The organism is Streptomyces sp. SudanB52_2052, assembly GCF_964272415.1.
In the GTDB taxonomy this organism is placed as follows: domain Bacteria; phylum Actinomycetota; class Actinomycetes; order Streptomycetales; family Streptomycetaceae; genus Streptomyces; species Streptomyces olindensis.
The window spans coordinates 5,477,570-5,501,028 of sequence record NZ_OZ186796.1; the positions used below are offsets into that span (position 1 = coordinate 5,477,570).

Sequence of the window (23,459 nt, forward strand, 5' to 3'; positions counted from 1 at the left end):
AGGCCGCAGGGTTTCGGGCCCCTTCCTCTCGGGAGGGGCCCGTCTTCGTCACCAGGTGAAGCCGGGGTTGACGTGCATGCACGCCTTGTCGTCCGCGCCATTGAGCGCCTCGGCCGACTTCGGGGTCCTGTCGTTCCGCTTCGGCGCCTTGTAGTCGGAGCCGGTACGCCAGTCGGCGCCCACGATGAGCGTGATGCCGGAGACGTCGGTCGACCGCTTCACCGAACTCAGCGGGATCCCGAGGGCCTCGGCGACGCGCTGGGCGTCGCCCTCCAGGTCGGCGCTCGGGTAGCGGACGACGGTCCGGTCCTCGCTCCATGAGCCCTCGGTGTCGGCGACGGCCTCGGTGAAGCCCTCCTCCTTCAGCAGCCCGGCCACGGTGCTTGCGCGTCCGCTCGCCGGGGCGAGGGTGTCGGTGCGGGTGCCGTTGCGGACCTGGACGGCGATCTCGTCGTCGGCCGCGGCCGGGTCGGCGGAGGCCTTCTCCTCGGCCTTCTTCGTCTTGTCCTTGCCGTCCAGGGCGATGTCCTCGCGCACCAGCCGGAACAGTTGCTCGGCGTCCTCCGTGGGCTCCACGCGGGCGCCGACGTACCGGTTGGGCATCGTGGTCATGGTGATGCGCTCCGGCTCCACCTTGCGCAGCTCGGTGCTGAGGTCGTAGAGCTTCCTGACGGTGTCGAGGCCCGGGTCGACCGTCATGGCGCGGGTGGCCTCCTCGGCCAGTCTGCGCAGCTGGTTGGGGCTGCTGAGGGTGGCGTTCTCGCGCAGTTGGCGGACCATCGCGTTCATGTACATGTGCTGGGCCTTGGCGCGGGCGAGGTCGCTGCCGTCCTCGAAGCCGTAGCGCGTGCGCAGCCACTGCAGGGCCTGCTCGCCCTGGATGTACGAGGTGCCCTTCTCCAGTTTCAGGCCCGAGCCCTTGCCGTCGGAGGTGCGGGAGTGGATGTTGGCGTCCACGCAGACGGGGACGCCGCCGACGGCGTCGGCCATCGAGACGACTCCGGCGAAGTCGACCATGATGAAGTGGTCGATGTGGATGCCGGTGAGCTCCTGCCAGGTGGCCACCGTGCAGCCGGGGCCGCCGTGGCCGAGGCTCTGGTTGGTCATCGTCCGGCCCTGGGTCGCCGGGTAGACCTTGCCGTCGTCCGGGTCGGTGCACTTGGGGATCTTGACCAGGGTGTCGCGGGGCATGCTGATGACCGACATGTTGGTGCGGTCGGCGGACAGGTGCAGCAGCATCTGGACGTCGGCCAGGGGAGTGGCGCCGAACGTCTCGCGGGCGCCGCCGAGTTTCTGGTTCTCCTCGGTGTCGCGGGCGTCGGAGCCGATGAGGAGGATGTTCAGCGGGGTCTGGCCGGCGGCGTTCGGCGTCGGGGCGGCGACCTTGTTGTCGCCGAGGTTCAGGGCGTCCTTCTTGATGTTGCCGTTGAGGTGCCGGTAGTAGAAGTAGCCCGTCCCGGCCGTGCCGAGTATCAGCACGGCGAGCACCACGGCGGACCACTTCAACGCCCGCCGCCTGCGCCGGGGCCGGCCCCCGCGCCGCCGCCCGCCTCCCTCGCCGCCGTCACCGCCACGGCCATCCGCAGAGGACCCCACGCCCGCGGCCGAGGCCCCCTCATGACCGGCGGACTCGGCGCCGCGGGCCGGTCCGCTGTCACCGCCGGGCGTCTTCGTGCCGCGGGCCGACCTGCTGTCGCTGCTCGGGGTCTTCGTGTCGCGCGCGGGCCCGCTGTCACCGCCGGGCGCTTTCGCGCCGCGGGCCGACCTGCCGTTGTCGCTGGGCGTCTTCGTGCCGTGGGCCGGTCTGCTGTCGTTGCTCGGGGTCTTCGTGTCGCGCGCGGGTCCGCTGTCATCGCCGGGCGCTTTGGTGTCGCGGGCCGACCTGCCGTTGTCGCTGGGCGTCTTCGTGTCGCGGGCCGGTCTGCTGTCGTTGCTCGGGGTCTTCGTGTCGCGCGCGGGTCCGCTGTCACCGCCGGGCGCTTTCGCGCCGCGGGCCGACCTGCCGTCGCCGGGTGTCTTAGCGCCCCGCGTGGGCCTGCCGTCGCCGCCGGGTGTCTTAGCGCCCCGCGTGGGCCTGCCGTCGCCGCCGGGTGTCTTAGCGCCCCGCGTGGGCCTGCCGTCGCCGCCGGGTGTCTTAGCGCCCCGCGTGGGCCCGCTGTCACCGCTCGGCGGTTTCGCGCCGCGCGTCGGCCCGTCGTCGACGCTCGGCGTCTTCGTGTCCGTCCTCGTGTTCCCCGTCGGCATGCCGTCGCCCTCGGGCGACCGCGTGCCCGTCGGCTCGTTTCCGCCCGGGACCGGTTCGTGGTGGACGCTCCGTCGCGTTCCGTCCTCCCGCACACCGCTCTGCGTCACTTTCCCCGGTCCTCTCCGCCCCCCACGCATGCAACAGGCCCGCCCTGCCTCCTGTTAGACGCACGACGGGCCTGTCAGTTGCCCTCAGCGGGTCAACTCGCGCACGTGACCTTGTCGGCCGTGGACTTCTCCACGTCCGGCGCCTCGACCGGGGCGTTGAGCTTCACACCGGCGCCCTTGAAGTCCCTGCCGAGGGTCAGGGTCATCGTGGGCAGCCCCTGGGCGTTGGTCACGCTCTCGCCGGGCTTGAGCGCCGCGCCGGACAGGCCCATGATGTCGGCCAGTCGGCGGGCCTGGTCGGCCTGGCCAGGGGCGTACTCGAGGGTCGTCCTCGCCAGTGCGGCGGGCGCGTTGCCCCCGTTCTCGGACTTGGTCACGCCCTCCTCGACCTGGAGGTACTGCAGGGTCTTCTGTGCGCTGCCGGCGACGGCACCGCCGTTGAGGATCCGCACCCGGACCTCGGAGGCCGGGGCCTTGGTGCCCTTGAGCCGGGCGGCCTCGGCGTCCTTCTCCTTCTTCTGCTGCTTCTTGACCTCGGTGAACGAGACGTCGTTCTTGATCATCTCGAAGACCTGGGGGGCCTGTGCCTCGTTGAGGACGACCGTCGCCTTCACCGTCTCCGCGGGGTTGTCCTTCACCGGGACCGTCGTGAAGGTGATGTTCTTCGTCGGCACCTTCTTCAGTTCCAGCGCGATGTCCTTGAGCGTGCCGACGTTCCCGATCGCCTTGTCCACCGTCAGGGCCTTCGTGGCGGCCTCGGCCAGCTTCAGCAGCTTGGAGGGGCTGGTGAGGGTGTCACTGGAGGACATCTTGCGCATGAGCGAGCCCAGGAACTGCTGCTGCACCTTGATCCGGTCGAGGTCGCCGCTGTTGCCGAAGCTCTTGCGCGTGCGGACGAACGCGAGGGCCTGCTCGCCCTCGACGGTCGACTCGCCCGCGGGCAGGACGAGTTTGGACTGCTTGTCGTTGACGGGCTTCTCCACGCACACCTCGACCCCGTCCACCGCCGTGGTCAGCGTCTTCACCGCGTTGAAGTCGGCCATCATGAAGTGGTCGACCTCGATGCCGGTGTTCTCCTTCACCGTGCGCATCGTGCAGCCCGGGTCCCGGCCGCTCTCGCCGAGGCTCCGGTTGAAGCGGACGCCCCGCAGCCCCGGGACGACCTTCTCCGAGCCGTCCTCCAGCTTGGTCGGGCAGTCGGGGATGTCCACGATCAGGTCGCGGGGGATGCTGAGCGCGGTCGCGTTGGAGCGGTCCTCGGCGACGTGCAGCAGGATCGTGGTGTCGGCGTGCCCGCTGCTGCCCTTGTCGCCGTAGCCGCCGTTGCCCTCGCCGGTGCGCTTGTCGGTGCCGATGATGAGGATGCTGAAGGCCTCGTCCTTGCTGAAGTTGCTGGCACCCGCGCTGCCGACGTCGGTCGTCGTGACGTTGCCCTCCAGGTGCTGGAGGTAGAAGTAGCCGGCCGCGCCGACGCCGACCAGCAGGAACGCCATGGTGCCGCCGGTCCACACCAGGACCTTCCTGGTCTTCTTAGGCTTCTGCTGCACCGGCCGCCGCCCGCCGCGCCGTCCCGGCGGCGGCTCCTCGGGAGCGCCGCGCCGCCTGCGCTGCGGCGGGACGTCGGTGCGGGTGGCACCCCCACGGGGAGCCCCGGTGCGCGAAGTCGCCGTACGGGGCGCCGCCGTACGCGGAGCGGCCGTGCGGGGCGGCGTCGTACGGCCGCCCGCCGACCCGCGCGTCCCGGTGCCCGACGACTGCGGTGCGGAGGGGGCCAGTCGCAGTTCGTATTCGCCGGTGTTCGGATTGAGTACCCACTGGTCTGCGGGGTCGATCTGATCCCCCCGCCCACGGCGTTGCGCGTCCACGGTTGTCCGATTCCTCCGTCGGGGCACGCGGCGCCCTCTCCCCCCCCGGAAGGCGCACGGGTACTTGGTCATCACAGAAGCACTGGATCGCTCACACTATCCGCCCAGTTGAACGCCGGTGTGCACTGAATGACAAATTCAACATCCATACATGGGGGCAATCCGTCCCAAGTCAGCGCACGGGAGTTCGACGGTTCCGTGTGCGGGTGCGTCGCGGGTCGCTACCAGCGGTACGGCGCGTACACGTCCATGCACGGACCGGTGTCCGACCCGTTGAGCGCGTCCGTGTCGCCGGGCAGGTCCTCGGAGTTGGGCGCCGGCTGCTTCGGATAGGCCGTGCCCGTACGCCAGTCGGCGCCCACGACGACGGTGACGCCGGAGACGTCGGTCGACCGCCGCACCGAACTGGCCGGGATCCCCAGGGCCTTGGCGACCCGCCGGGCGTCGCCCGCCAGCTCGGCGCTCGGGTAGCGCACGACGGTGCGCTCCTCGGACAGGGCGCCGGAGGGGTCCGCGGCGGCCTTCGTGAAGCCCTTCCCGACGAGCGCGTCCGCGACGGCCCGCGCCCGGCCGCCGACCGGGCCGAGGGTGGCGGAGCGTGTGGCGTTCCGCACCAGGACGCCGATCTCGCCGTCCGCCGCGGCCGGATCCCGGGAGGGCCGCTCGGCGTCCTGCTTGGCGCCCGGCTTCCCGCCCTTGCCGTCGAAGGGCACGTCGTCGCGGATCATGGACCACACGCGGTCGGCGTCGGCCCCGGCCGGCACCAGGTGGTTGGCGTCCTGCGGATCCTGGGCCGTGGGCAGCGTCGTCATGGTGATGCGGTCCGTCGGCACGGTCCTGAGCTGCGTGCCCAGGTCGTACAGCCGCTTCACCGTGCCGATCTCCTCCGACACGTGCAGCGACCTCGTGGCCGCCTCCGCCAGGTCCGTCAGCCGGCCGGTGTCCGTGAAGACGTTCTGCGCCTTGAGCGTGCGGATCATCGCGTTCATGTACATGTGCTGCGCCCTGGCCCGCAGCGGGTCGCTGCCCCAGGCGTGGCGGGTGCGCAGCCACTGCAGCGCCTGCACGCCCTGGACCTTCTTCCGGCCGGCCGTCAGCTTCAGGCCGGAGCCGCCGGGCACGCCGGGCAGCGGCCGGTCCCACACGTTCTGCCGGACGCAGACCTCGACCCCGCCGATGGCGTCCGCCATGCGCACCACGCCCGCGAAGTCGATCGTCATCCAGTGGTCGATGTAGGTGTCGGTGAGGTTCTCCCAGGTCGCCAGCGTGCAGCCCGCTCCGCCGCGGGCCAGCGAGGCGTTGATGATGGTGTTGACCGGCGGGTACGTCTTCCCGGTCGCCGGGTCCGTGCACTTCGGTATGTCGACGCGGGTGTCGCGCGGCACGCTCACCACGGAGGCGCTCCTGCGGTCCGCGGCCAGGTGGATGAGCATCTGCACGTCACCCAGCGGCGGATTGCCCCGGCTGTCCCGGCCGCCGCCCAGCGTCACGTTCTCGTCGGAGGCACGGCTGTCGGAGCCGATCAGCAGGATGTTCAGCGGCGTCTGCCCGGCCGCGTTCGGCCCCGTCCTCGCCGCCCCGGAGGCGCCGCTGCTGCGCCGGCCCTTGTGGATGTTGCCGTTCAGGTGCTCGTAGTAGAGGTATCCGGCACCCGCGGTCACGAGGACCAGCAGGGAGAGGGCCGTCGCCGACCAGCGCAGGGCGCGGCGCACGCGGCCGGGCCTGCCTCCCGAAGCGCCGGAGCCGCCGGAGCCGCCCGGGCGTCCGGTTCCGCCGGATCTGTCCGGCCTGCCCGGACCGTCACCGCCGGGGGCCGGTGCCCGGTCGTGGCCGCCCTGGTCCTGGACCGGCACCCGCGGCACGGCACCCGGCTTCGCGCCCTCCCCGTACACACCGCTGCTGCGCGCCATCTCTCCCGCTCCGCACCCCGCCGCGCTTCCCGCGCGTCATCGGACAAGGCCTGTCGTACGCCCTGTGAGACGCACGACAGGCCCGTCAGGTCACTGGGCGCACTCGACCTTGTCCGCCGTGGACTTCTGCACGCCCTCCGGCGCCTTCGACGGAGCGGTGAGGGAGACGCCCGCGCCCTTGAAGTCCTTGCCGAGGGTCAGGGTCATCGCGGGCACGCCCTGGGAGTTGGTGACGCTCTCGCCCGGCTTCATCGCGGACCCGGGCAGGCCCATGAGGGCGGCGAGGCGGCGGGCCTGGTCGGCCTGGTCGGGGGCGTACTCGAGCGTGGTCTTCGCCAGCTCGGCGGGCGCGTTGCCGGCGTTCTCCGACTTGGTCACGCCCTCCTCGTTCTGCAGCCAGCTGAGCGTCTCCTGCGCGCTGCCGGCGACGGCCCCGCCGTTGAGGACCCGCACGCGGACCTCGGAGGCCGGGGCCTTGGTGCCCTTCAGCCGGGCGGCGACCGCGGCCGCCTCCTTCTTCTTCTGCTCCTTGACCGCGGTGAACGAGATGTCGTTCTTGATCATGTCGAAGACCTGCGGGGCCGACGACTCGTTGAGCACGACCGTGGACTTGACTTTCTCCGCCGGGTTGTCGATCACCGGGGTCGTGGTGAAGGTCAGGTTCTTGGTGTCGAGCTTGCCGAGCTCCATGCCGAGGTCCTTCAGCTTGCTGATGCTGTCCAGCTGGGAGTCGACGGTCAGCGCCTTGGTGCCCGCCTCGGCCAGCTTCAGCATCTTCGAGGGGCTCGACAGCGTGTCGTTGGACTTCAGCTTGCGCATCAGCGCGCTCAGGAACTGCTGCTGGAGTCCGATCCGGCTCAGGTCGCCGCCGAAGCCCACGGCATGGCGGGTGCGGACGAAGGCGAGCGCCTGCTCGCCCTCGATCGTGTGGGTGCCCTTCGACAGCTTCAGGTGCGAGTCCGGGTCGTCGATGTCCTTGCCCAGACAGACCTCGACACCGCCGACCGCGCTGGTCAGCGTCTTGACGGCGTTGAAGTCGGCGACCATGAAGTTGTCCGGCTTGACGCCGGTCAGCTCGGTCACGGTCCGCATCGTGCAGCTGGGCGTACGGCCGTCCTGGCCGAGGCTGGTGTTGAAGCGGACGCCCTGCGTGCCGGGGATGATCTTCTGCGTCCCGTCCTCCTGCGTGGTCGGGCAGTCCGGCACGTCGACGATCAGGTCGCGGGGGATGCTCAGCGCGGTGGCGTTCGAACGGTCCTTGGAGACGTGCAGCAGGATCGTGGTGTCGGCGTGCCCGACGCTGCCCGCGTCGCCGTAGCTCTCGTTGCCCTTGCCGGTGCGCTTGTCGGTGCCGATCAGCAGGATGTTGATCGCCTTGTCCTTCTGGAAGCCACCGGTGCTCGCGCCGTCGTCGGAGACGGACGCGATGTTGTTGTTCAGGTGCTCGATGTAGAAGTACGCGGCGCCCGCGCCGGCGACCAGCACGAACGCCATCGTGCCGCCGGTCCACAGCAGGGCCTTCCTGCCCTTGGAGGCCTTCTTGACGGGCCGCCGCCCGCGCCGCCCCGGCGGCGGCTCCTCCGGCGCCCCGCGGCGCCTGCGCGGCGGCGGCACCGCACGGCCGGGGGCCCCGGGCCGCGGGCGTCCGGGCGCGTCCGTACGGGCGCGGGCCGGCGGGTCCGTGTCCGCGGCGGGTGGCTTGCGCGGTCCGGGAACGCCCGACTGCGGGCTGGAAGGGGCCAGTCGCAGTTCGTATTCGCCGGTGTTCGGGTTGAGCACCCACTGGTCTGCGGGATCGACGTCGTCCGCCCGCCCTCGGCCTTGCGCGTCCACGGTTGCCTAGTTCCTCCGTCGGGGCACGCGGCGCCTTCCCCTCCAAGGCGCTCGGGTCTCGTCACACAGTGCGCGACCTCAGGACCGTCCTCAGAGCCGGGCGCACCGGATCGCTCACACTAACGGCCCAGTTCAGTGCCGAGCGACGACGGTGACAAATTCCACGTCCCTACACCTGGGCAATTCGCCCATTTCTCAGATGAAGAGTTCGTTGCCTTGGAGTTACCTTGGTGTCCGCTTTACTCACAGGTGTCCTCGGCTGCCGTGTTCCCCCGGAAGGTCGGTGGAGGAGAAACGGTGACGACGGGCTTCGTGAACGGCCCCGGATGCGAATCCTCGTACGACCCGTCACGCGAATCGGTGGGCCTCAGCGGAGCGGAACCACGCGGTACGTTTCCCGCCACGACCACCGGTGTGTCCGTTCGGAGCCGCTCGAACAGCTTCTCGGCCTCGGGCTCCACGAGTTGGTCGCGATTGGCGTCGAATGCGTACGACTCCCGGGGCACGGTCAGAAATTGCACTTGTTCCATGGGGATGTCGCGCAGCCCGCGCACGAGTTCGTACAAACCACGAAGGCTCGCCAGATCCGGGTCGGTTGTGAGAGAGGACGTGGCGGCGTCGAGCACGGGGTACAGCTTCGCCGGATTCAGCAGGACGTCATTGCTGCGCACCTTGTTGACGAGCGCTCCGAGGAATCGTTGCTGCCGCTCCATCCGCTCTGTGTCGCTGCCGTCGCCCAGGGACTTGCGGGCGCGGACGTAGCCGAGGGCCTGCTCGCCGTCGAGCGTCACCCGCCCGGCGGGCAGCCTCAGCTTGGCGGCCCGGTCGTCGATCGGCTCCCGCAGGCACACCTCGACGCCGTCGACCGCGTCGACCATCTTCTTGAAGCCGTGGAAGTCCACGACGACGTGATGGTCGACGCGGATGTCCGTGAGCTTCTCGACGGTCCGGATGGTGCACGCGGAACCGCCCACCTGGAACGCCTGGTTGAACTGGGCGAACCGGGGCGCGCTGCGGGACCCGTCCGGCCGCCTGCAGCCCGGCAGGTCCACCATCAGGTCCCGGGGCAGGGAGACGGCGGTGGCGCTGTCCCGGCCCGCCGACAGGTGCAGCAGGATCGTGGTGTCCGACCGCTCGGTGCCGGAGTCCCGGCCATAGCGGGCGTTGTCCTCGCCCTCGCGCGAGTCCGAGCCGATCAGCAGGATGTTCCGCGCGTCCTTCACCAGCGAGGTGGGCCGCTCCTTCTCGTACCGCGCGAGTTCGGCCGCGGCCGCCTCGTCGGGCGTGATGTTCCCGCTGAGCTTGGCGTAGACGGCCCATCCGGCTCCCGCGGCGGCCACGACGAGGCCGGTGACGGCGAACGCCGCGGTGCGCACGCCCCGCCGCCGACGCCGCCGCACCAGCCCCCGCCCGCTGGCCGAGGCCCCGGCCGCAGGCCCAACCCTGCCACCCACGACAGCACCACCCCTCCTGACGTAGGAGACCCGCACGCCCTGCTCCTACGACCATGGCGCGGATGGGGGGTGGGAGGTGGGTGGGGGTGGGCTGAACGGGGGAGGCGGCACCAGGGGGGCACCCGCCGAGCAGCGCGACGCCTCGCAGTCCGCCGCTGCGGAGAACGGCCTACCGGGCGATGGCCGTGACCCGCTCGCTCTCCACCCGCTTGTCCAGCACCCCGTCCCCGGCCCGGTCCAGGTTCCGGCACAGCACCACGGAACCCCCGGTCGCCAACGGCCCGTACAATCCCGCGTTCAACCCCTCCCACGTGTCGTACGGCAACCCGGACAGGATCCGCGAGCCGGGTCCGGTCAGCCCCAGCCCCGACGCCTCCGCCCGGGCCCGCTCGACCACCTCCGCCCCGCTGAACTCCCGCCCCGCCACGATCAGCGCCGGCTCCTCGGGATCCACCGGCGCGTACGCCACGAACCGGTCCCCCTGCCCCGGCACCTCCACCGCGTAGTCGACGAACCCCTCGGGCGGCTGCGGGAAGCGCCCCCCGAGCGGCCGCAGCGCCAGCGCGACCCGCGCCCCGGAGCAGGCCCGAGCCGCCTCCAGCGTGTCCGGCCCGCTCACCACGACGTCGGCCGCCCGCGCGTCCCCCGCCACGTCCGCGACGGCACCCACCGACGCACACGCCAGCAGCCACACCGCCGTCTGCCAGTGCGCGGGCAGCAGCAGGGCCACCCGGTCCCCGGGCTCGACGGACAACTCGTCCTGGAGCAGGTTCGCGGTCTTGGCCACCCAATTGGCGAAGGTGGCCACGGACAGTTCGACCCGTTCGCCCGTGGCGTCGTCGTAGAAGGTCACCAGGGGACGTCCCGGATCCGCGGCGAGCGCGGAACCCAGCAGGTCGGCAGGGGTGCGATCGGTGGCGTTCACCCGCGCAAGCGTACGCGGCGCACCGGCCTCCACCCAATGGTCCGGCCACCGCACCGCCGCGCCCGCGCCACCGGTTCGGCCGAACGCCGACCGACAGTCCGTCAACTCCCAAATGGACAGACTTATAGGACTATGTCCAAGATCAGGGGCATGCGTGGATTCCTTGCTTCCTCGATCGGTGTCACCTGTGCGGCCGCTCTGGCTCTCCCCCTCACCCCGCCCGCCCTCGCGGCGACGGCGAGACCGGTGCCGACCACGGAAGCCGTCACGGCAGCGAGACCCGCGTCCCACGCGGGGACACCGGCCACCACCGACCGGCGCGCGATCGAACCGCACGCCCCCGGCAGCACCCAGTCCCTCCCCCTGGAACCCCTCACCCGCAACCGCGCCACCCCCACCGCCCCCGCCACCGAACAGGGCCTGACCCGCCGCGCCGTACGGCACTTCTCCCTCGTCGGCGTCGTCTGGGACGACCCCGAGGCCGAACTGCACGGCCGCGTCCAGGTCCGCACCCGCGCCGCCGGCACCGGCACCTGGTCGGGCTGGCAGGACGTCGAGACGCACCACGCCGACCACGCGGCCGACCCGGGCACCCCCGAGAGCACCTCGGGCCGCGTACGCGGCGCCACGGCACCGCTGTGGGTCGGCGACTCCGACGGCGTGGAACTCCGGGTCCGAGCCGAGCCCCACAGCGCGGAAACCGACCCCGCGCACCCCCACACGGACACCCGCGACCTGTCCGCCGCGCCCCCGCTCCCCTCCGGCCTCCGCCTCGAACTCGTCGACCCCGGAGAGGGCGAGACGCCCCCGGACACCGCCGCGGACGGCCCCCGCACCGGCGGCCTGAACGCCGAGAACTCCGCCGCCGCCGAAGCCTCCGCCGCCAACGCCGAGCTCACGCCCCTCGGCGCCACCGAGATCGCGGCCCTGAACCGCGCCGAGACCGAGCGGGAGTTCTTCGCCCTGAACGGCGCCGAGCAGGCGGCGCAGCAGCGGGCGAGGCCGTACGTAGGCCCCCGCCCGCGCATCACCACGCGCCGCGGCTGGGGCGCGGACGAGGGGCTGCGCGAGCGCGGCTTCCGGTACACGAAGAAGGTCAAGGCGGCCTTCGTGCACCACACGGCCAGCGGCAACAACTACCGCTGCTCGCAGGTCCCGTCACTCATCCGCAGTATCTACCGCTACCACGTCAAGAGCATGGGCTGGCGGGACATCGGCTACAACTTCCTCATCGACAAGTGCGGAAAGATCTACGAGGGCCGCGCCGGAGGTGTGGCGAGGCCGGTCCTCGGCGCGCACACCCTGGGTTTCAACAACAACAGCATGGGGATCGCCGTCCTCGGGTCGTACGGCGCCACCAGGCCGTCGAAGGCCGCGGTCAAGGCCGTCGCCCGCCTGACGGCGTGGAAGCTGGGGCTGTACCGGATGAATCCGAAGGGAAAGACTTACCTGAAGTCGGCTGGTAGCAATCTCCACCGAAAAGGTAAGAAGGTACGACTGAACGTGATCTCAGGGCACCGGGACGGCTTCAAGACGGAGTGCCCGGGGCGCAAGCTCTACGGCAAGCTCGGCTCGGCCCGCTCCCAGGCGGCCCGCTACCAGGGCCGCTGAGTACACGTTCACTGCCGTCGGGGGGCAAGCGGGGGCATGGGGGCGGAATGCCGCACGGCCAGCGAAGGCGCCACGGAACGGTCTGCATACACTGACCGGCCGAAAGACAGTTCGGCCGGTCCCGGCAGGAAGCAGAGACGACACGTGACAGAAGCGATCCTCCTGGTCGGCGGCAAGGGCACCCGGCTGCGCCCGCTCACGGTGCACACGCCCAAGCCCATGGTTCCGGCGGCCGGGGTGCCCTTCCTCACGCACCAGCTGGCGCGGGCGAGAGCGGCGGGTGTCGAGCACATCGTCCTGGCCACGTCCTATCTGGCCGAGGTCTTCGAGCCGTACTTCGGGGACGGCTCCGCGCTGGGCCTGCACCTGGAGTACGTGACGGAGGAGGAGCCGCTCGGCACCGGCGGCGCCATCCGCAACGTCGCCTCCCGGCTGCACTCCGGCCCGGACGACCCGGTCCTGATCTTCAACGGCGACATCCTGACGGGCCTCGACATCCGGGCCCTCGTCGACACCCACGAGTCGACGGGCGCGGACATCTCCCTGCACCTCACCAAGGTCACCGACCCGCGGGCCTACGGCCTGGTCCCCACCGACGACACGGGCAGGGTGCTGGCGTTCCTGGAGAAGCCGCAGACGCCCGAGGAGATCGTCACCGACCAGATCAACGCGGGGGCGTACGTCTTCCGCCGCTCGGTGATCGACACGATCCCGGCGGGCAGGCCGGTCTCGGTGGAACGGGAGACGTTCCCCGACCTCCTCTCCGCCGGGGCGCACCTCCAGGGCATGGTCGACTCGACGTACTGGCTCGACCTGGGCACGCCGGCGGCGTTCGTCCGCGGCTCGGCGGACCTGGTGCTCGGCCGGGCCCCGTCGCCCGCCGTGCCCGGCCGCTGCGGCGACCGCCTGGTCCTGCCGACGGCGACGGTCGCGGCCGACGCGAAGCTTTCGGGCGGCACGGTGGTGGGGGAGGGCGCGTTCGTCGCCGAGGGCGCCCGGGTCTTCGGCAGCACGATCCTGCCGGGCGCCGTGATCGAACCCGGCGCGGTCATCACCGACTCCCTCATCGGCACCCGGGCCCGCGTGGGCGAACGCTCGGTCCTCACGGGCACGGTCATCGGCGACGGCGCGGTGATCGGCGCCGACAACGAACTCCGCGAGGGCGCCCGCATATGGTGCGACGCCCGCATACCGGCGGGAGCGGTCCGCTTCTCGTCGGACCAGTAGCGCGCAGGCCGCCGGGGGCGGGGTGCACCGTTGCCGCCTTAGCTGCGCCGGGTTGCGCAACGCCCCGCCCCCAGCACCAACGCAGAGCACCTCAGCCCCGACAGCTCAGAACTGCCCGATATCCCACCGCGGCATCTTCGGCGCCCGACGCCCCGGCACTCTCCCACTCAGCAGGATCAACCGAGCCGCCCGATGCCGCTGCCCCGCATACGGCTCCAGCAGCTCCAGCATCACGGAGTCATCCGCGTCCCGGTCCCCGGCCAGTGCCCACCCCACGATCCCGGGCAGGTGCAGATCCCCCACCGTCACCTCGTCCGCCGCCCCGTGACTGCGCTGCACCGTCTCCGCCGACGTCCACGGCCCGATCCCCGGCACCACTTCCAGCCGCGCCCGAGCCGCCCCGGGCTCCATCCCCACGGCCTCCTCCAGCCGCGCGGCGACCCGTACGGCCCGCAGGATCGTCGACGCCCGCTTGTTGTCGACCCCGGCCCTGTGCCACTCCCACGACGGGATCAACGCCCACGTCCGGGGCGCCGGCATCACGTACATCCGCCCGGGCGCGGGCCCCGGCGCCGGTTCCCCGTACTTCCGCACCAGCAACCGCCACGCCCGGTACGCCTCGTCGGTCGTGACCTTCTGCTCCAGGATCGACGGGATCAGCGACTCCAGCACGAGGCCGCTGCGCGTCAGCCGCAGCCCGGGCCGCCGATGCCGCGTCATCGCCAGCAGCCGGTGCCGCGGCACGAACGCCGACGGGTCGTCCGCCGCCCCGAGCAGCTCCGGCAGCCGCTCCAGCAGCCACCCGGCCCCGGGCCCCCAGGCCTCCCCGCGCACCCCACCGCCGTACGCGCACACCCGGAGCGTCCCGGGCCCGACGGGCGTGCGGCTGGCCCGCCACACCGACCCGTCCGGCATGGCCCGGAACGTCGGGTCGGCCGGCCCGCGCCGCAACGGCCCGAGCACCAGCCCGAGGTCCAGCGGCCCGTCGGGCATCCAGTCCCGCACCCGCCCGGGCCCCGCCGCCTGCCGCGGCACACCCGCGCCCACGGCGACGTGCCCCCCGCGCACGGTCGTACGGGTGGGGCGAGGAGCGAACCGTCCTGCCATGAGTGAACGTCCCTGGGTGAGGTTGCCGCGGTCGGAGGTGAGGGCCCTACGAGGGTAGGCCCCGGCCGGTGTCCGTCACCGCACCTCGATGAACGCGCCCGCGTCCCGCTCGGCCCGCGCCCGCGGTTCCTCCGCCGGATGCCCGACGGCCACCGCCCCCATCGGGTCCCAGTCCGCCGGCAGCCCCAGCACGTCGCGCACCACGCCCCGGCAGAACATCGTCGAGGACACCCACGCCGACCCCAGCCGCTCCCCGGCCAGGGCGACCAGGAAGTTCTGCACACCGGCACCGGCGGCGACGACGAACATCTCCCGCTCGGCTCCGTCCCGCCGGGCGTCGCCGTAGGTGTGCGAGCCGTCCATGACCAGGCAGGGCACGACGAGGTACGGCGCGTTCCGCAGGACGTCCCCGCGTCGCACCCGCTTGGCGATGGACTCCTCCGTCTTGCCGTCCCGCCGCAGGTCGGTGATCCAGGCGTCCCGCATCGCGTCGAGCAGTCGTGTCCGCGACTCCGCCGACTCCAGCAGCACGAACCGCCACGGCGTGGTGTGGTGCGGCGCGGGCGCCGTCACGGCCGCGGCCACGGCCCGCCGCACGGCACCGGGATCGACGGGCTCGTCCGTGAACGCCCGGACCGTGCGCCGCTGGGTCACCGCCAGCCGCACCGCCTCCGACGTGCCGAGGCGGAACATGTCGTCGCGGGCGCCGCGGACCATGGCCCGCGCCCCCTCGCCGTCCTCGTCCGCCACCACGTGTGGGAGCCCGCGCACCACGGCGACGGGCAGTCCGGCGGCCTTGCCCTTGACCAGGTCGCCCGCGGCGGCGAGTTCGTCGGCCGTGGCGACGACGGTGGCGCTGAGCGGATTGCCGTACGCGTCCACGCCGCCGCGCAGGTCGTCCAGCACGCGCACTCCGGCGGCGCCGATCGCGACGTCCGTGAGCCCCGCGCGCCAGGGGCGCCCGAACGTGTCGGTGACGACGACACCGACGTTGACGCCGAGGGCGTCCCGCAGGCCGGCGCGGATCGCGCGGGCGGAGGCGTCCGGGTCCTCGGGCAGCAACAGCACCGTCCCGGACGGGGTGTTGGACGCGTCGACCCCGGCGGCGGCCATCACGAGGCCCTGCCGGTTCTCGACGATCCGGAGGGCGCCGCGCCGGGCGACCACACGGACCGTCTCCGCGTCGATCGCGGCCTCCCGGTCCGCCGCCTCGACGATCCGGCCCTCCGCCTTGGACACGATCTTCGAGGTGACGAGCAGGACGTCCCCGTCCGCCAGGCCGGGCTCGGCGGCGGCTATCAGCTTGGCCAGGTCGTCCCCGGCCACGACCTCGGGCAGCCCGCCCAGGGCCCACACCCGGTACCCGCCGGGCCCCTGCTCCGCGCCGTTCACGCCCCCCGCACCTCCTCCGCCAGCGCCAGCGCCTCCCGGGCCATCCGCGTGGTCGCGTCGGCGTCCGTCATCATCAGCGGCACGGCCCGGCAGCGGATCCCGGCGGCCTCGACCTGCTCCACGGCGCCCGCGTCCACCGTGTCCACGAGCCAGCCGTCCAGCAGGCCCGAGCCGTAGTGCTCGGCCACCGCCGTCGCGGTCGACTCGACGCCCACGGCGGCCAGCACCTTGTCGGCCATGCCCCGCACGGGCGCGTCACCGACGATGGGGGACAGGCCGATCACCGGCACCCCGGCGTCGGCGATCGCCTCCCGGATGCCCGGCACGGCGAGGATCGTGCCGATGGAGACGACCGGGTTGGACGGCGGGAAGAGGATCACGTCCGCCTCGGCGATGGCGTCCAGGACGCCCGGGGCGGGCTTCGCCTGGTCGGCGCCGACCGGCACGACCGCCTGCGCGGGCACCGAGGCGCGCAGCCGCACCCAGTACTCCTGGAAGTGGATCGCCTTGCGCTCGCCGTCGAGCTCGACCGCCACATGGGTCTCGACCCGGTCGTCGGTCATGGGGATCAGCCGCACGCCCGGCTGCCACCGGTCGCACAGCGCCTGGGTCACCGCGCTCAGCGGGTACCCGGCGCCGATCATCTGCGTCCGCACGATGTGCGTGGCGAAGTCCCGGTCGCCGAGGCCGAACCACTCGGGCCCGACGCCGTAGGCCGCGAGCTCCTCCTTGAGGTGGAAGGTCTCGTCGGCACGACCCCAGCCCTGCTCCTCGTTGATGCCGCCGCCGAGTGTGTACATCACCGTGTCGAGGTCCGGGCAGACCTTCAGCCCGAAGAGGTGGATGTCGTCCCCGGTGTTGCCGATGACCGTGATGTCCGCGTCCGGCACGGCCCGCTTCAGACCACGCAGGAATCGGGCACCACCGATGCCGCCTGCCAGAACCACAATGCGCATGGGAGCCAGTCTTGCAGGCGCCTGTGACAACCGGTCGGCGGCTTGGGGGATCCGGTCAGGCGGTCAGCGCGCCCGGCTCGGGCAGGGCCTCGCAGTGCGGCGCGGTGTGCATCGGCATCTCCGTCAGCCCCGGGTAGTACACGTGCAGGCTGACCGCCGGCTCCAGTGCGTCGTTCACCACCTCGTGCACGTACCCCGGCGCGAACACGCGCTGCGCGCCCGGCCGCAAGGCGCGCGTGCCCCGTTCCGTGCGCTCGGTCAGCGTGCCGTCCAGCACGGTCAGCACGCCGGAGGAGCGGCCGTGGTCGTGCCTCCCGCTGCCCTGCCCGGGCACCCAGGACAGCAGCCACACCTCGTAACCGGGGCCGGTGCGCAGCCGGTGGTACCAGCGGCTGGTCGCGTCGTACCGGACGAGGTGCTCCCACTGGGAGCGGTCGGCGGCGATGGAGCGGGCGAGCCCGGCGAACTCGGCGACGGTGGCCGGGTGCTCGCGCGGTGTCTGGAGCAGGTGCGGGACTTCGAGGATGTCGCCGGCGATCTGGAGGTCGCTGTCGCTGTTCATGGGTGTGGTGGTTCCTCAGTGAAAAGAAGGTCAGAGGGAACGGCGGCCGAGAGACGGGTGGCTCGGCCTTCAGCTGGAGCGGGTGGGGCTCAACAGCTGGAACAGCAACAGCTACAGCGAGCGCGGGCAGCACCGTGGGACCCGGCGGTGCGGGTCGAGGTGGGTGCCAAGTTCGCGAGCATGCCCACAAGGACACCGGTTCACACCTCGACTGTCAACTCGGGACCCGGTATGTGGGATGAGGTTCACCTCATCCGGTCGATCGCTCAGATGAAAGGTTTGTTCATGGCCCGCCCGGGACACATGGCGTCCATCCGGGCGGACAAACCTCGTTGCGCACTCGTGATCCGACTGTGATCCGGTTCGCTTCGAGGGGCGTGTCGGAACGGGATCGAACTCCTGGGCGTCCTTCTCCGTAGAGGTCTGCGAGGGGTCCGGCGGAAGGCGTGAGCCCCGGTGGGCTCCGTCTGTGTGTCAGGTTTTATGGTGATTTGAACACTTTCCGCATGGGCTTGGTTCCGCAGAGTGAATAAGGGGCTCAATAGCAGATCTCGGCTTGACTCGCCCGGAGCAGCACACTTGTAATTTCACTCGTGTCGTTCAGCCGGAATCGGTAACGGCTAGATCACGGGGACGCGAAAGACAGACGAGGGGCGCACATGACCGAGACGGTGCAGCAACTGCTGGTCGACGACGCGGACGAGGAACTCGGCTGGCAGGAGCGCGCACTGTGCGCCCAGACCGACCCCGAGTCCTTCTTCCCCGAGAAGGGCGGCTCGACCCGGGAGGCCAAGAAGGTCTGCCTCGCCTGTGAGGTCCGCTCCGAGTGCCTCGAATACGCCCTCGCCAACGACGAGCGCTTCGGCATCTGGGGCGGCCTGTCCGAGCGGGAGCGCCGCCGTCTGAAGAAGGCGGCCGTCTGACCCGCCCGTCTTTCGTGAAGGGCCCGTCGTCCGTGGGTTGTCCACAGGCGGCGGGCCCCCTTGTTGCGCAGCCGATAGTGTGGTCGCTCGTCCGAGACGCCCCGCTGCCCCCACCCGGTCGCGGGCGTCCCCGCAGTCCACCGAACCGGGGCCCGTACCTCGATGTCCGTGCACAGCCACCCGGCAGCCCATCACGACAGCGCTGCCACACCTGAGTTCCCGCGTCATGTGGTGACCGCGGTCCTCGTCTCCCACGACGGCGCCCGCTGGCTGCCCGACGCGCTCGCCGGGCTGCTCGGCCAGGAGCGGCCGGTCCAGTACGCGATGGGCGCCGACACGGGCAGCGCGGACGACTCCGCCCGGCTCGTCACCGACGCCCTCGGCGCCGACCGCGTGCTCCACCTGGCCCGCCGCACCGGCTTCGGCCAGGCCGTCGAGGAGTGCGATCGCACCGCCCCGGTCCTCACCCCCGAGGAACTGCCCTACCTGAAGCGGCCCAGCGGCTGGGACCCGGTCACGCGCTCGTGGCGCGACGACGCCTACGACCTGCCCGAGCTCCCGCACGGCGAACCGGTCCAGTGGCTCTGGCTGCTGCACGACGACTGCGCCCCGGAGCCGGACGCCCTGGCCCAGCTGCTGCGGGTCGTGGACAACGAGTACGAACTGGGCCGCGAGGACGTGGCCGTCGTCGGCCCCAAGCTGCGCGGCTGGTACGACCGCCGGCAGCTCCTGGAGGTCGGCGTCAGCATCGCCAACTCCGGCCGCCGCTGGACCGGCCTGGACCGTCGCGAGCAGGACCAGGGCCAGCACGACCACGTCCGGTCCGTGCTGTCGGTGTCCACCGCCGGCATGCTGGTCCGCCGCGACGTCTTCGAACAGCTCGGCGGCTTCGACCGGCACCTGCCCCTCATGCGCGACGACGTCGACCTGTGCTGGCGCGCGCACGCGGCCGGCTACCGCGTCCTCGTCGCCCCCGAGGCGGTCGTTCGCCACGCCGAGGCGGCCTCCCGCGAACGCCGCACGGTCGACTGCGTGGGCCGCACGGCCGCCTCCCCGCACAAGGTCGACAAGGCCGGCGCCGTCTACACCCTGCTCGTCAACACCCGTACCGCCGTGCTCCCCTGGGTGCTGCTGCGGATCGTGCTCGGCACGCTGCTGCGGACCCTCGCCTACCTCGTCGGAAAGGTCCCCGGCCAGGCGGTCGACGAGATCCGCGGCCTCATGGGCACGCTGCTCAGGCCCGAGCGGATCCTCGCCGGGCGCCGGCGCAGAGGCGCGCCCCAGATCGACAAGGGCGAGCTGCGGCAGCTGTTCCCGCCGCCCGGCGCGACCGTCCGCGCCACCGTCGAGCAGGTCGCGAGCAACCTGGTCGGCCGCTCCGACCCGGAGGTCGCCGCCGGAGCCGGACGGCACGGCGGCGCCGTCGAGTCCGGCCCGGGCGGCGACGACGCCGACTTCCTGGAGATCGAGCAGTTCGCCCGGCTCAAGCGCATCGCGCGCAAGCCCGGCCCGGTGCTCTTCCTGGTGCTGCTGCTCGTCTCCCTGGTCGCCTGCCGCCAGCTCCTCGGCGGCGGCGCGCTCGCGGGCGGCGCCCTGCTGCCCGCCCCGGCCGACTCCGCCGACCTGTGGGCGCGCTACCTGGACGCCTGGCACCCGGTCGGCGCCGGCGGCACCTCCGCCGCCCCGCCGTACGTGGCGCTCGTGGCGATGCTGGCCTCCCTGCTGTTCGGCTCGACCGGCCTCGCCGTCACGCTCCTGCTCGTCTGCTCGGTGCCGCTGGCCGGTGTCACCGCCTACTTCGCCTCCCGCCCGCTGGTCGAGTCCCGGCTGCTGCGCGCGTGGGCGGCCGTCGTCTACGCCTTCCTGCCCGCCGCCACCGGCGCCCTCGCCGGCGGCCGCCTCGGCACCGCCGTCCTGGCCGTGCTGCTGCCGCTCATCGCGCGCGCGGGCATCGCGGCCGGCGGCCTGGCGAACCCCTCGGGTGCCCGCGGCAGTTGGCGCGCCACCTGGGCGTACGCGCTGCTGCTGACCATCACCACCGCGTTCACCCCCATCGTGTGGCCCATCGCGCTGCTCCTCGGCGCCGGGCTGCTGGTCCTGCGCCGGTCCGACATCACGGCGTACGGGCTGCGGTTCCTCGCCCAGCTCGGCACACCCCTGCTGATCCTCGCCCCCTGGTCGCTGACGCTGCTCCCGTTCGGCTTCTTCAAGGAGGCGGGCCTGGAGTACGGCGCCTCGGCCGCCTCCGCCGTCGACCTGCTCGGCGCCAGCCCGGGCGGCCCCGGAACCGTCAGCGGCCTGATGCTCATCGGCATCGTGCTGGCCGCGCTCGCCGCCCTGCTGCGCTCGGAACGCCAGGGGGGCATCTGGACGGCCTGGGCGGTCGCCCTGGTGGGCTTCGTCTTCGCGGTCCTGTCCAACAGCTCCACCTGGGCGGGCCCCGCGACCCTCGTCTACGGCATCGCCCTCCTGGCCGCCGCCGCGCTCGGCGCCGACGGGGCACGCGCGCGCGTGGCCGAGCAGAGCTTCGGCTGGCGCCAGCCGGTCGCCCTGCTGATCGCCTTCGCCTCGGCCGCAGGCCCGCTGCTCGTGGCCGCGGGCTGGATGATCCGCGGCGCCGACGGGCCCCTGGAGCGGCGCGACCCGACCCAGGTGCCCGCGTTCGTCGCCGAGGAGAGCGGCAGCACCGACCAGGCCCGCACCCTGGTCCTCGACAGCGACTCCCCGGCCCACGTCGGCTATGTGCTGGTCCGCGGCTCCGGCGCCCGCCTCGGTGACGGCGAGATCGCCGCGGAGGACGGCGAGAACAGCAGGCTCGACAAGGTCGTCGCCAACCTCGTCGCCGGCTCCGGCGCCGACCAGGCCGACCAGCTCGGCGGCTTCGCCGTGCGCTACGTCCTCGTCCACAAGGGCGCGCCCCGCGACGTCACCCGTGTCCTGGACGCCACGCCCGGCCTGACCCGGCTCAGCCAGCAGGACGGCAGCGCGCTGTGGCAGATCGACCGGGAGGTCGCGCGCGCCGCCATCGTCCCCGCCTCCGGATCCGGCACCCCGCAGACCGTCGCCGCGGGGCCCGTCGACATCCACACCACGATCCCCGCCGGCGCCGACGGGCGCGTGTTGCGCCTCGCCGACTCCGCCGCCGACGGCTGGACCGCCACCCTCGACGGCAAGCCGCTGACCCGCACCATGGTCGACGGCTGGGCCCAGGGCTTCGAACTCCCCGCCTCCGGCGGCAGGCTGGACGTCACCTACGAGGACCCGATCGGCCACACGGCATGGCTGTGGGCGCAGGGCCTGCTCGCCGTCGTCCTCGTGGTGCTCGCCCTGCCCGGTCGCCGCCGCGACATCGACGACGACCTGCCCGACGAGCCGGCCGTCCCGGCCCAGGCGGTCGCCGGCGAGGGCCGCCGCGCCCGCCGCCTGCGCGCGCAGGCGGAGGCCGAGGCCGAAGGAGCGGACCGGCCCGAGGAGTTCCCGCCCCCGCAGCCGGAGCAGCCCCCCGCGGCCGTGCCCCAGCAGCAGAACTACGGGCAGTACGACAACGCCGGCTACCAGGGCGCCGAGTACGCGAACTTCGGCGACCAGTACCAGGGCGCCGCGTACCCGGCCGACGCCTACGGGCAGCAGTACCAGGCGGACCCGTACCAGGGCGGCCAGTACGACCCGTACGCGTACGGCGGCCAGGCCCCGGCCCCGTCGTACGACCAGCAGGGCTACGACCAGGCCTACCACCAGGGCTACGGCACGCCGTACGACCCGGCGCAGCAGCACCACCCCCACGGCACGGGCAGTGAGCGTCCCGACGGGAGCCAGCAGTGAATCGCACCACCCTGTCCCTGATCGCCGGCGCGACCGCGCTCGCCGCCGTCACCGGCTTCGCCGCGCTGTCCGCCCCGGACGCCCCGGGCACGGCTGCCGCCACCGCCAAGGCGGCCGCCCAACTCCCCGTGGAGCGCACGAGCCTGCTGTGCCCCGCGCCCAGCCTGTCCGACATCGCGGAGACGTCCTACACGTCCTTCACGCCCGTCACCAAGGGCACCGGGAGCGGCGGCAAGGCCGAACTCCAGGCGGCCGCCGAGGAGTCGGCAGACGGCTCGCAGGCGGGCAAGGACGACGGGAAGCCAGGCAAGGGCAAGACGCAGAAGCCCGTGCTGACCCCCAGGGAGCCCGGCAAGCCGGTCACCGGCGACAGCTCCGGCGCCGAGGCACCCGCCCTCGTCGGCACCGCGGACGGCAGGTTCGCGCCCGGCTGGACCGTCCAGGAGACGACGGAGGTCGCCGCCGGGACGGGCCGCGGCCTCCAGGGCGTCAACTGCACGGCTCCGGACACGAACTTCTGGTTCCCGGGCGCCAGCACGGCCGCCGACCGCACCGACTACGTCCACCTGACGAACCCCGACGACTCGGCCGCCGTGGTCGACGTCGAGCTCTACGGCAAGGACGGCGCCCTGCAGTCCACGGTGGGCGAGGGCATCACGGTCCAGCCGCACTCCAGCGAGCCGATCCTGCTGTCCACCCTCACCGACGAGCGGCAGACCGACCTCACCGTGCACGTCAACGTGCGCAGCGGGCGCGTCGGCGCGGCCGTGCAGGCCCTGGACGACAAGATCGGCGGAGACTGGCTGGCCGCCTCCACGGACCCGTCCGGCAGCCTGGTCCTGCCCGGCATCCCCAAGGACGCCACCTCCGTGCGCCTGGTCGCCTTCACCCCGGACGACGCCGACGCGGACCTGAAGGTGCGCCTCGCCTCCCCCTCCGGGCTGATCACCCCTGCCGGGCACGAGACGGTGCACGTCAAGGGCGGCATGACGACCGCCGTCGACCTCGGCGACGTCACGCGCGGCGAGGCCGGCTCCCTGGTGCTGACGCCGACGGACCAGTCGGTGCCGGTCGTGGCGGCCCTGAAGGTCGTACGGGGCAAGGGCGACCAGCAGGAGACGGCGTTCATCCCCGCCACCCGCCCCGTCGGCACGCGCGCGACGTCCGCGGACAACAGCGCCAAGGGCAGCACGCTCTCCCTGACCGCCCCCGACCGCGCGGCCACGGTCAAGGTCACCGCCTCGGCGGGCAGCGAGGGCGGCACGCCGGTGTCGAAGACGTACACGATCAAGGCCGGCACGACCCAGGACATCGAGCCCCCTGTCCCGGGCGGCCTGAAGGGCACGTACGCGCTCACGGTCGAGCCGGTCTCCGGCGGCCCGGTCTACGGGGCCCGCACCCTGGCGGCGTCGGAGGACGGCGTCCCCGCCTTCACCGTGCAGACGCTCCCGGACGACCGGGGGACGGTGGCCGTACCGGAGGCGGACGAGGACCTGTCGGTGCTGCAGAAGTAGGCGGGC

General features: G+C 72.6%; 16 protein-coding genes. 6 read left to right on the plus strand and 10 right to left on the minus strand.

Annotation, left to right across the window (positions count from 1 at the left end):
• Positions 1–48 precede the first annotated feature (48 nt).
• Positions 49–1,596, minus strand: a complete 1,548-nt coding sequence (locus ACSUPV_RS24550; protein WP_436949937.1) for an LCP family protein — start codon at positions 1,594–1,596, stop codon at positions 49–51.
• A 76-nt stretch (positions 1,597–1,672) separates the two neighbouring features.
• Between ACSUPV_RS24550 and ACSUPV_RS24555 the strand changes: the two genes are divergently transcribed.
• Positions 1,673–2,410, plus strand: coding sequence for a hypothetical protein (locus ACSUPV_RS24555; RefSeq protein WP_436950001.1), 738 nt, complete (start codon positions 1,673–1,675; stop codon positions 2,408–2,410).
• Positions 2,411–2,444: 34 nt separating this feature from the next.
• Here ACSUPV_RS24555 and ACSUPV_RS24560 read toward each other — a convergent pair whose 3' ends face one another.
• The 5 genes from ACSUPV_RS24560 to ACSUPV_RS24580 all read right to left on the minus strand — a co-directional run bounded on the left by ACSUPV_RS24560 (position 2,445) and on the right by ACSUPV_RS24580 (position 10,339).
• Positions 2,445–4,217, minus strand: coding sequence for an LCP family protein (locus ACSUPV_RS24560; RefSeq protein ID WP_436948559.1), 1,773 nt, complete (start codon positions 4,215–4,217; stop codon positions 2,445–2,447).
• Positions 4,218–4,438: 221 nt separating this feature from the next.
• Positions 4,439–6,127 (minus strand): LCP family protein, encoded by a 1,689-nt coding sequence (locus ACSUPV_RS24565; RefSeq protein ID WP_436948560.1) that lies wholly within the window; start codon positions 6,125–6,127, stop codon positions 4,439–4,441.
• 90 nt (positions 6,128–6,217) lie between these two features.
• Positions 6,218–7,960: an LCP family protein gene (locus ACSUPV_RS24570; RefSeq protein ID WP_436948561.1), complete on the minus strand. Its 1,743-nt coding sequence runs from the start codon at positions 7,958–7,960 to the stop codon at positions 6,218–6,220.
• A gap of 239 nt (positions 7,961–8,199) precedes the next feature.
• Positions 8,200–9,414: an LCP family protein gene (locus tag ACSUPV_RS24575; protein ID WP_436948562.1), complete on the minus strand. Its 1,215-nt coding sequence runs from the start codon at positions 9,412–9,414 to the stop codon at positions 8,200–8,202.
• 169 nt (positions 9,415–9,583) lie between these two features.
• The gene (locus tag ACSUPV_RS24580; protein ID WP_436948563.1) at positions 9,584–10,339 is read right to left on the minus strand and encodes a TIGR03089 family protein; all 756 of its coding nucleotides are present in this window, start codon (positions 10,337–10,339) and stop codon (positions 9,584–9,586) included.
• 150 nt (positions 10,340–10,489) lie between these two features.
• Here ACSUPV_RS24580 and ACSUPV_RS24585 point away from each other — a divergent pair, with 150 nt between their 5' ends.
• On the plus strand, positions 10,490–11,950 hold the full coding sequence (locus tag ACSUPV_RS24585) for an N-acetylmuramoyl-L-alanine amidase (protein ID WP_436948564.1): 1,461 nt from the start codon (positions 10,490–10,492) through the stop codon (positions 11,948–11,950).
• 144 nt (positions 11,951–12,094) lie between these two features.
• A complete protein-coding gene (locus ACSUPV_RS24590; protein WP_436948565.1) occupies positions 12,095–13,177 on the plus strand; it encodes a sugar phosphate nucleotidyltransferase in 1,083 nt (360 codons plus the stop codon).
• A 105-nt stretch (positions 13,178–13,282) separates the two neighbouring features.
• Here ACSUPV_RS24590 and ACSUPV_RS24595 read toward each other — a convergent pair whose 3' ends face one another.
• The 4 genes from ACSUPV_RS24595 to ACSUPV_RS24610 all read right to left on the minus strand — a co-directional run bounded on the left by ACSUPV_RS24595 (position 13,283) and on the right by ACSUPV_RS24610 (position 17,194).
• Entirely contained in the window at positions 13,283–14,284 is a 1,002-nt protein-coding gene (locus ACSUPV_RS24595) for a DNA-3-methyladenine glycosylase family protein (RefSeq protein ID WP_436948566.1), read from the minus strand.
• Positions 14,285–14,359: 75 nt separating this feature from the next.
• Positions 14,360–15,676, minus strand: a complete 1,317-nt coding sequence (locus ACSUPV_RS24600) for a coenzyme F420-0:L-glutamate ligase (RefSeq protein WP_382618310.1) — start codon at positions 15,674–15,676, stop codon at positions 14,360–14,362.
• Positions 15,673–16,632, minus strand: coding sequence for a 2-phospho-L-lactate transferase (gene cofD / locus ACSUPV_RS24605; protein WP_359794425.1), 960 nt, complete (start codon positions 16,630–16,632; stop codon positions 15,673–15,675). Before cofD ends, ACSUPV_RS24600 begins: the two co-directional genes overlap by 4 nt.
• A 55-nt stretch (positions 16,633–16,687) precedes the next feature.
• Complete coding sequence (locus ACSUPV_RS24610) at positions 16,688–17,194, minus strand: cysteine dioxygenase (RefSeq protein ID WP_031119202.1); 507 nt, start codon at positions 17,192–17,194, stop codon at positions 16,688–16,690.
• Positions 17,195–17,853: 659 nt separating this feature from the next.
• Between ACSUPV_RS24610 and ACSUPV_RS24615 the strand changes: the two genes are divergently transcribed.
• From ACSUPV_RS24615 to ACSUPV_RS24625, 3 genes are all read left to right on the plus strand, one after another.
• A complete protein-coding gene (locus ACSUPV_RS24615; RefSeq protein WP_010034659.1) occupies positions 17,854–18,117 on the plus strand; it encodes a WhiB family transcriptional regulator in 264 nt (87 codons plus the stop codon).
• 162 nt (positions 18,118–18,279) lie between these two features.
• Positions 18,280–21,939 (plus strand): glycosyltransferase, encoded by a 3,660-nt coding sequence (locus ACSUPV_RS24620; protein WP_436948567.1) that lies wholly within the window; start codon positions 18,280–18,282, stop codon positions 21,937–21,939.
• Entirely contained in the window at positions 21,936–23,453 is a 1,518-nt protein-coding gene (locus ACSUPV_RS24625; protein ID WP_382618314.1) for a DUF5719 family protein, read from the plus strand. The genes ACSUPV_RS24620 and ACSUPV_RS24625 overlap by 4 nt, the downstream gene beginning before the upstream one ends.
• Positions 23,454–23,459 lie beyond the last annotated feature (6 nt).

Excerpts from the sequence above, each read along its gene's own strand:
- ACSUPV_RS24565 (WP_436948560.1), bottom strand. The coding sequence starts at position 6,127 with ATGGCGCGCAGCAGCGGTGTGTACGGGGAGGGCGCGAAGCCGGGTGCC.
- ACSUPV_RS24585 (WP_436948564.1), top strand. The coding sequence starts at position 10,490 with ATGCGTGGATTCCTTGCTTCCTCGATCGGTGTCACCTGTGCGGCCGCT.
- ACSUPV_RS24595 (WP_436948566.1), bottom strand. The coding sequence starts at position 14,284 with ATGGCAGGACGGTTCGCTCCTCGCCCCACCCGTACGACCGTGCGCGGG.
- cofD (WP_359794425.1), bottom strand. The coding sequence starts at position 16,632 with ATGCGCATTGTGGTTCTGGCAGGCGGCATCGGTGGTGCCCGATTCCTG.
- ACSUPV_RS24610 (WP_031119202.1), bottom strand. The coding sequence starts at position 17,194 with ATGAACAGCGACAGCGACCTCCAGATCGCCGGCGACATCCTCGAAGTC.
- ACSUPV_RS24615 (WP_010034659.1), top strand. The coding sequence starts at position 17,854 with ATGACCGAGACGGTGCAGCAACTGCTGGTCGACGACGCGGACGAGGAA.
- ACSUPV_RS24620 (WP_436948567.1), top strand. The coding sequence starts at position 18,280 with ATGTCCGTGCACAGCCACCCGGCAGCCCATCACGACAGCGCTGCCACA.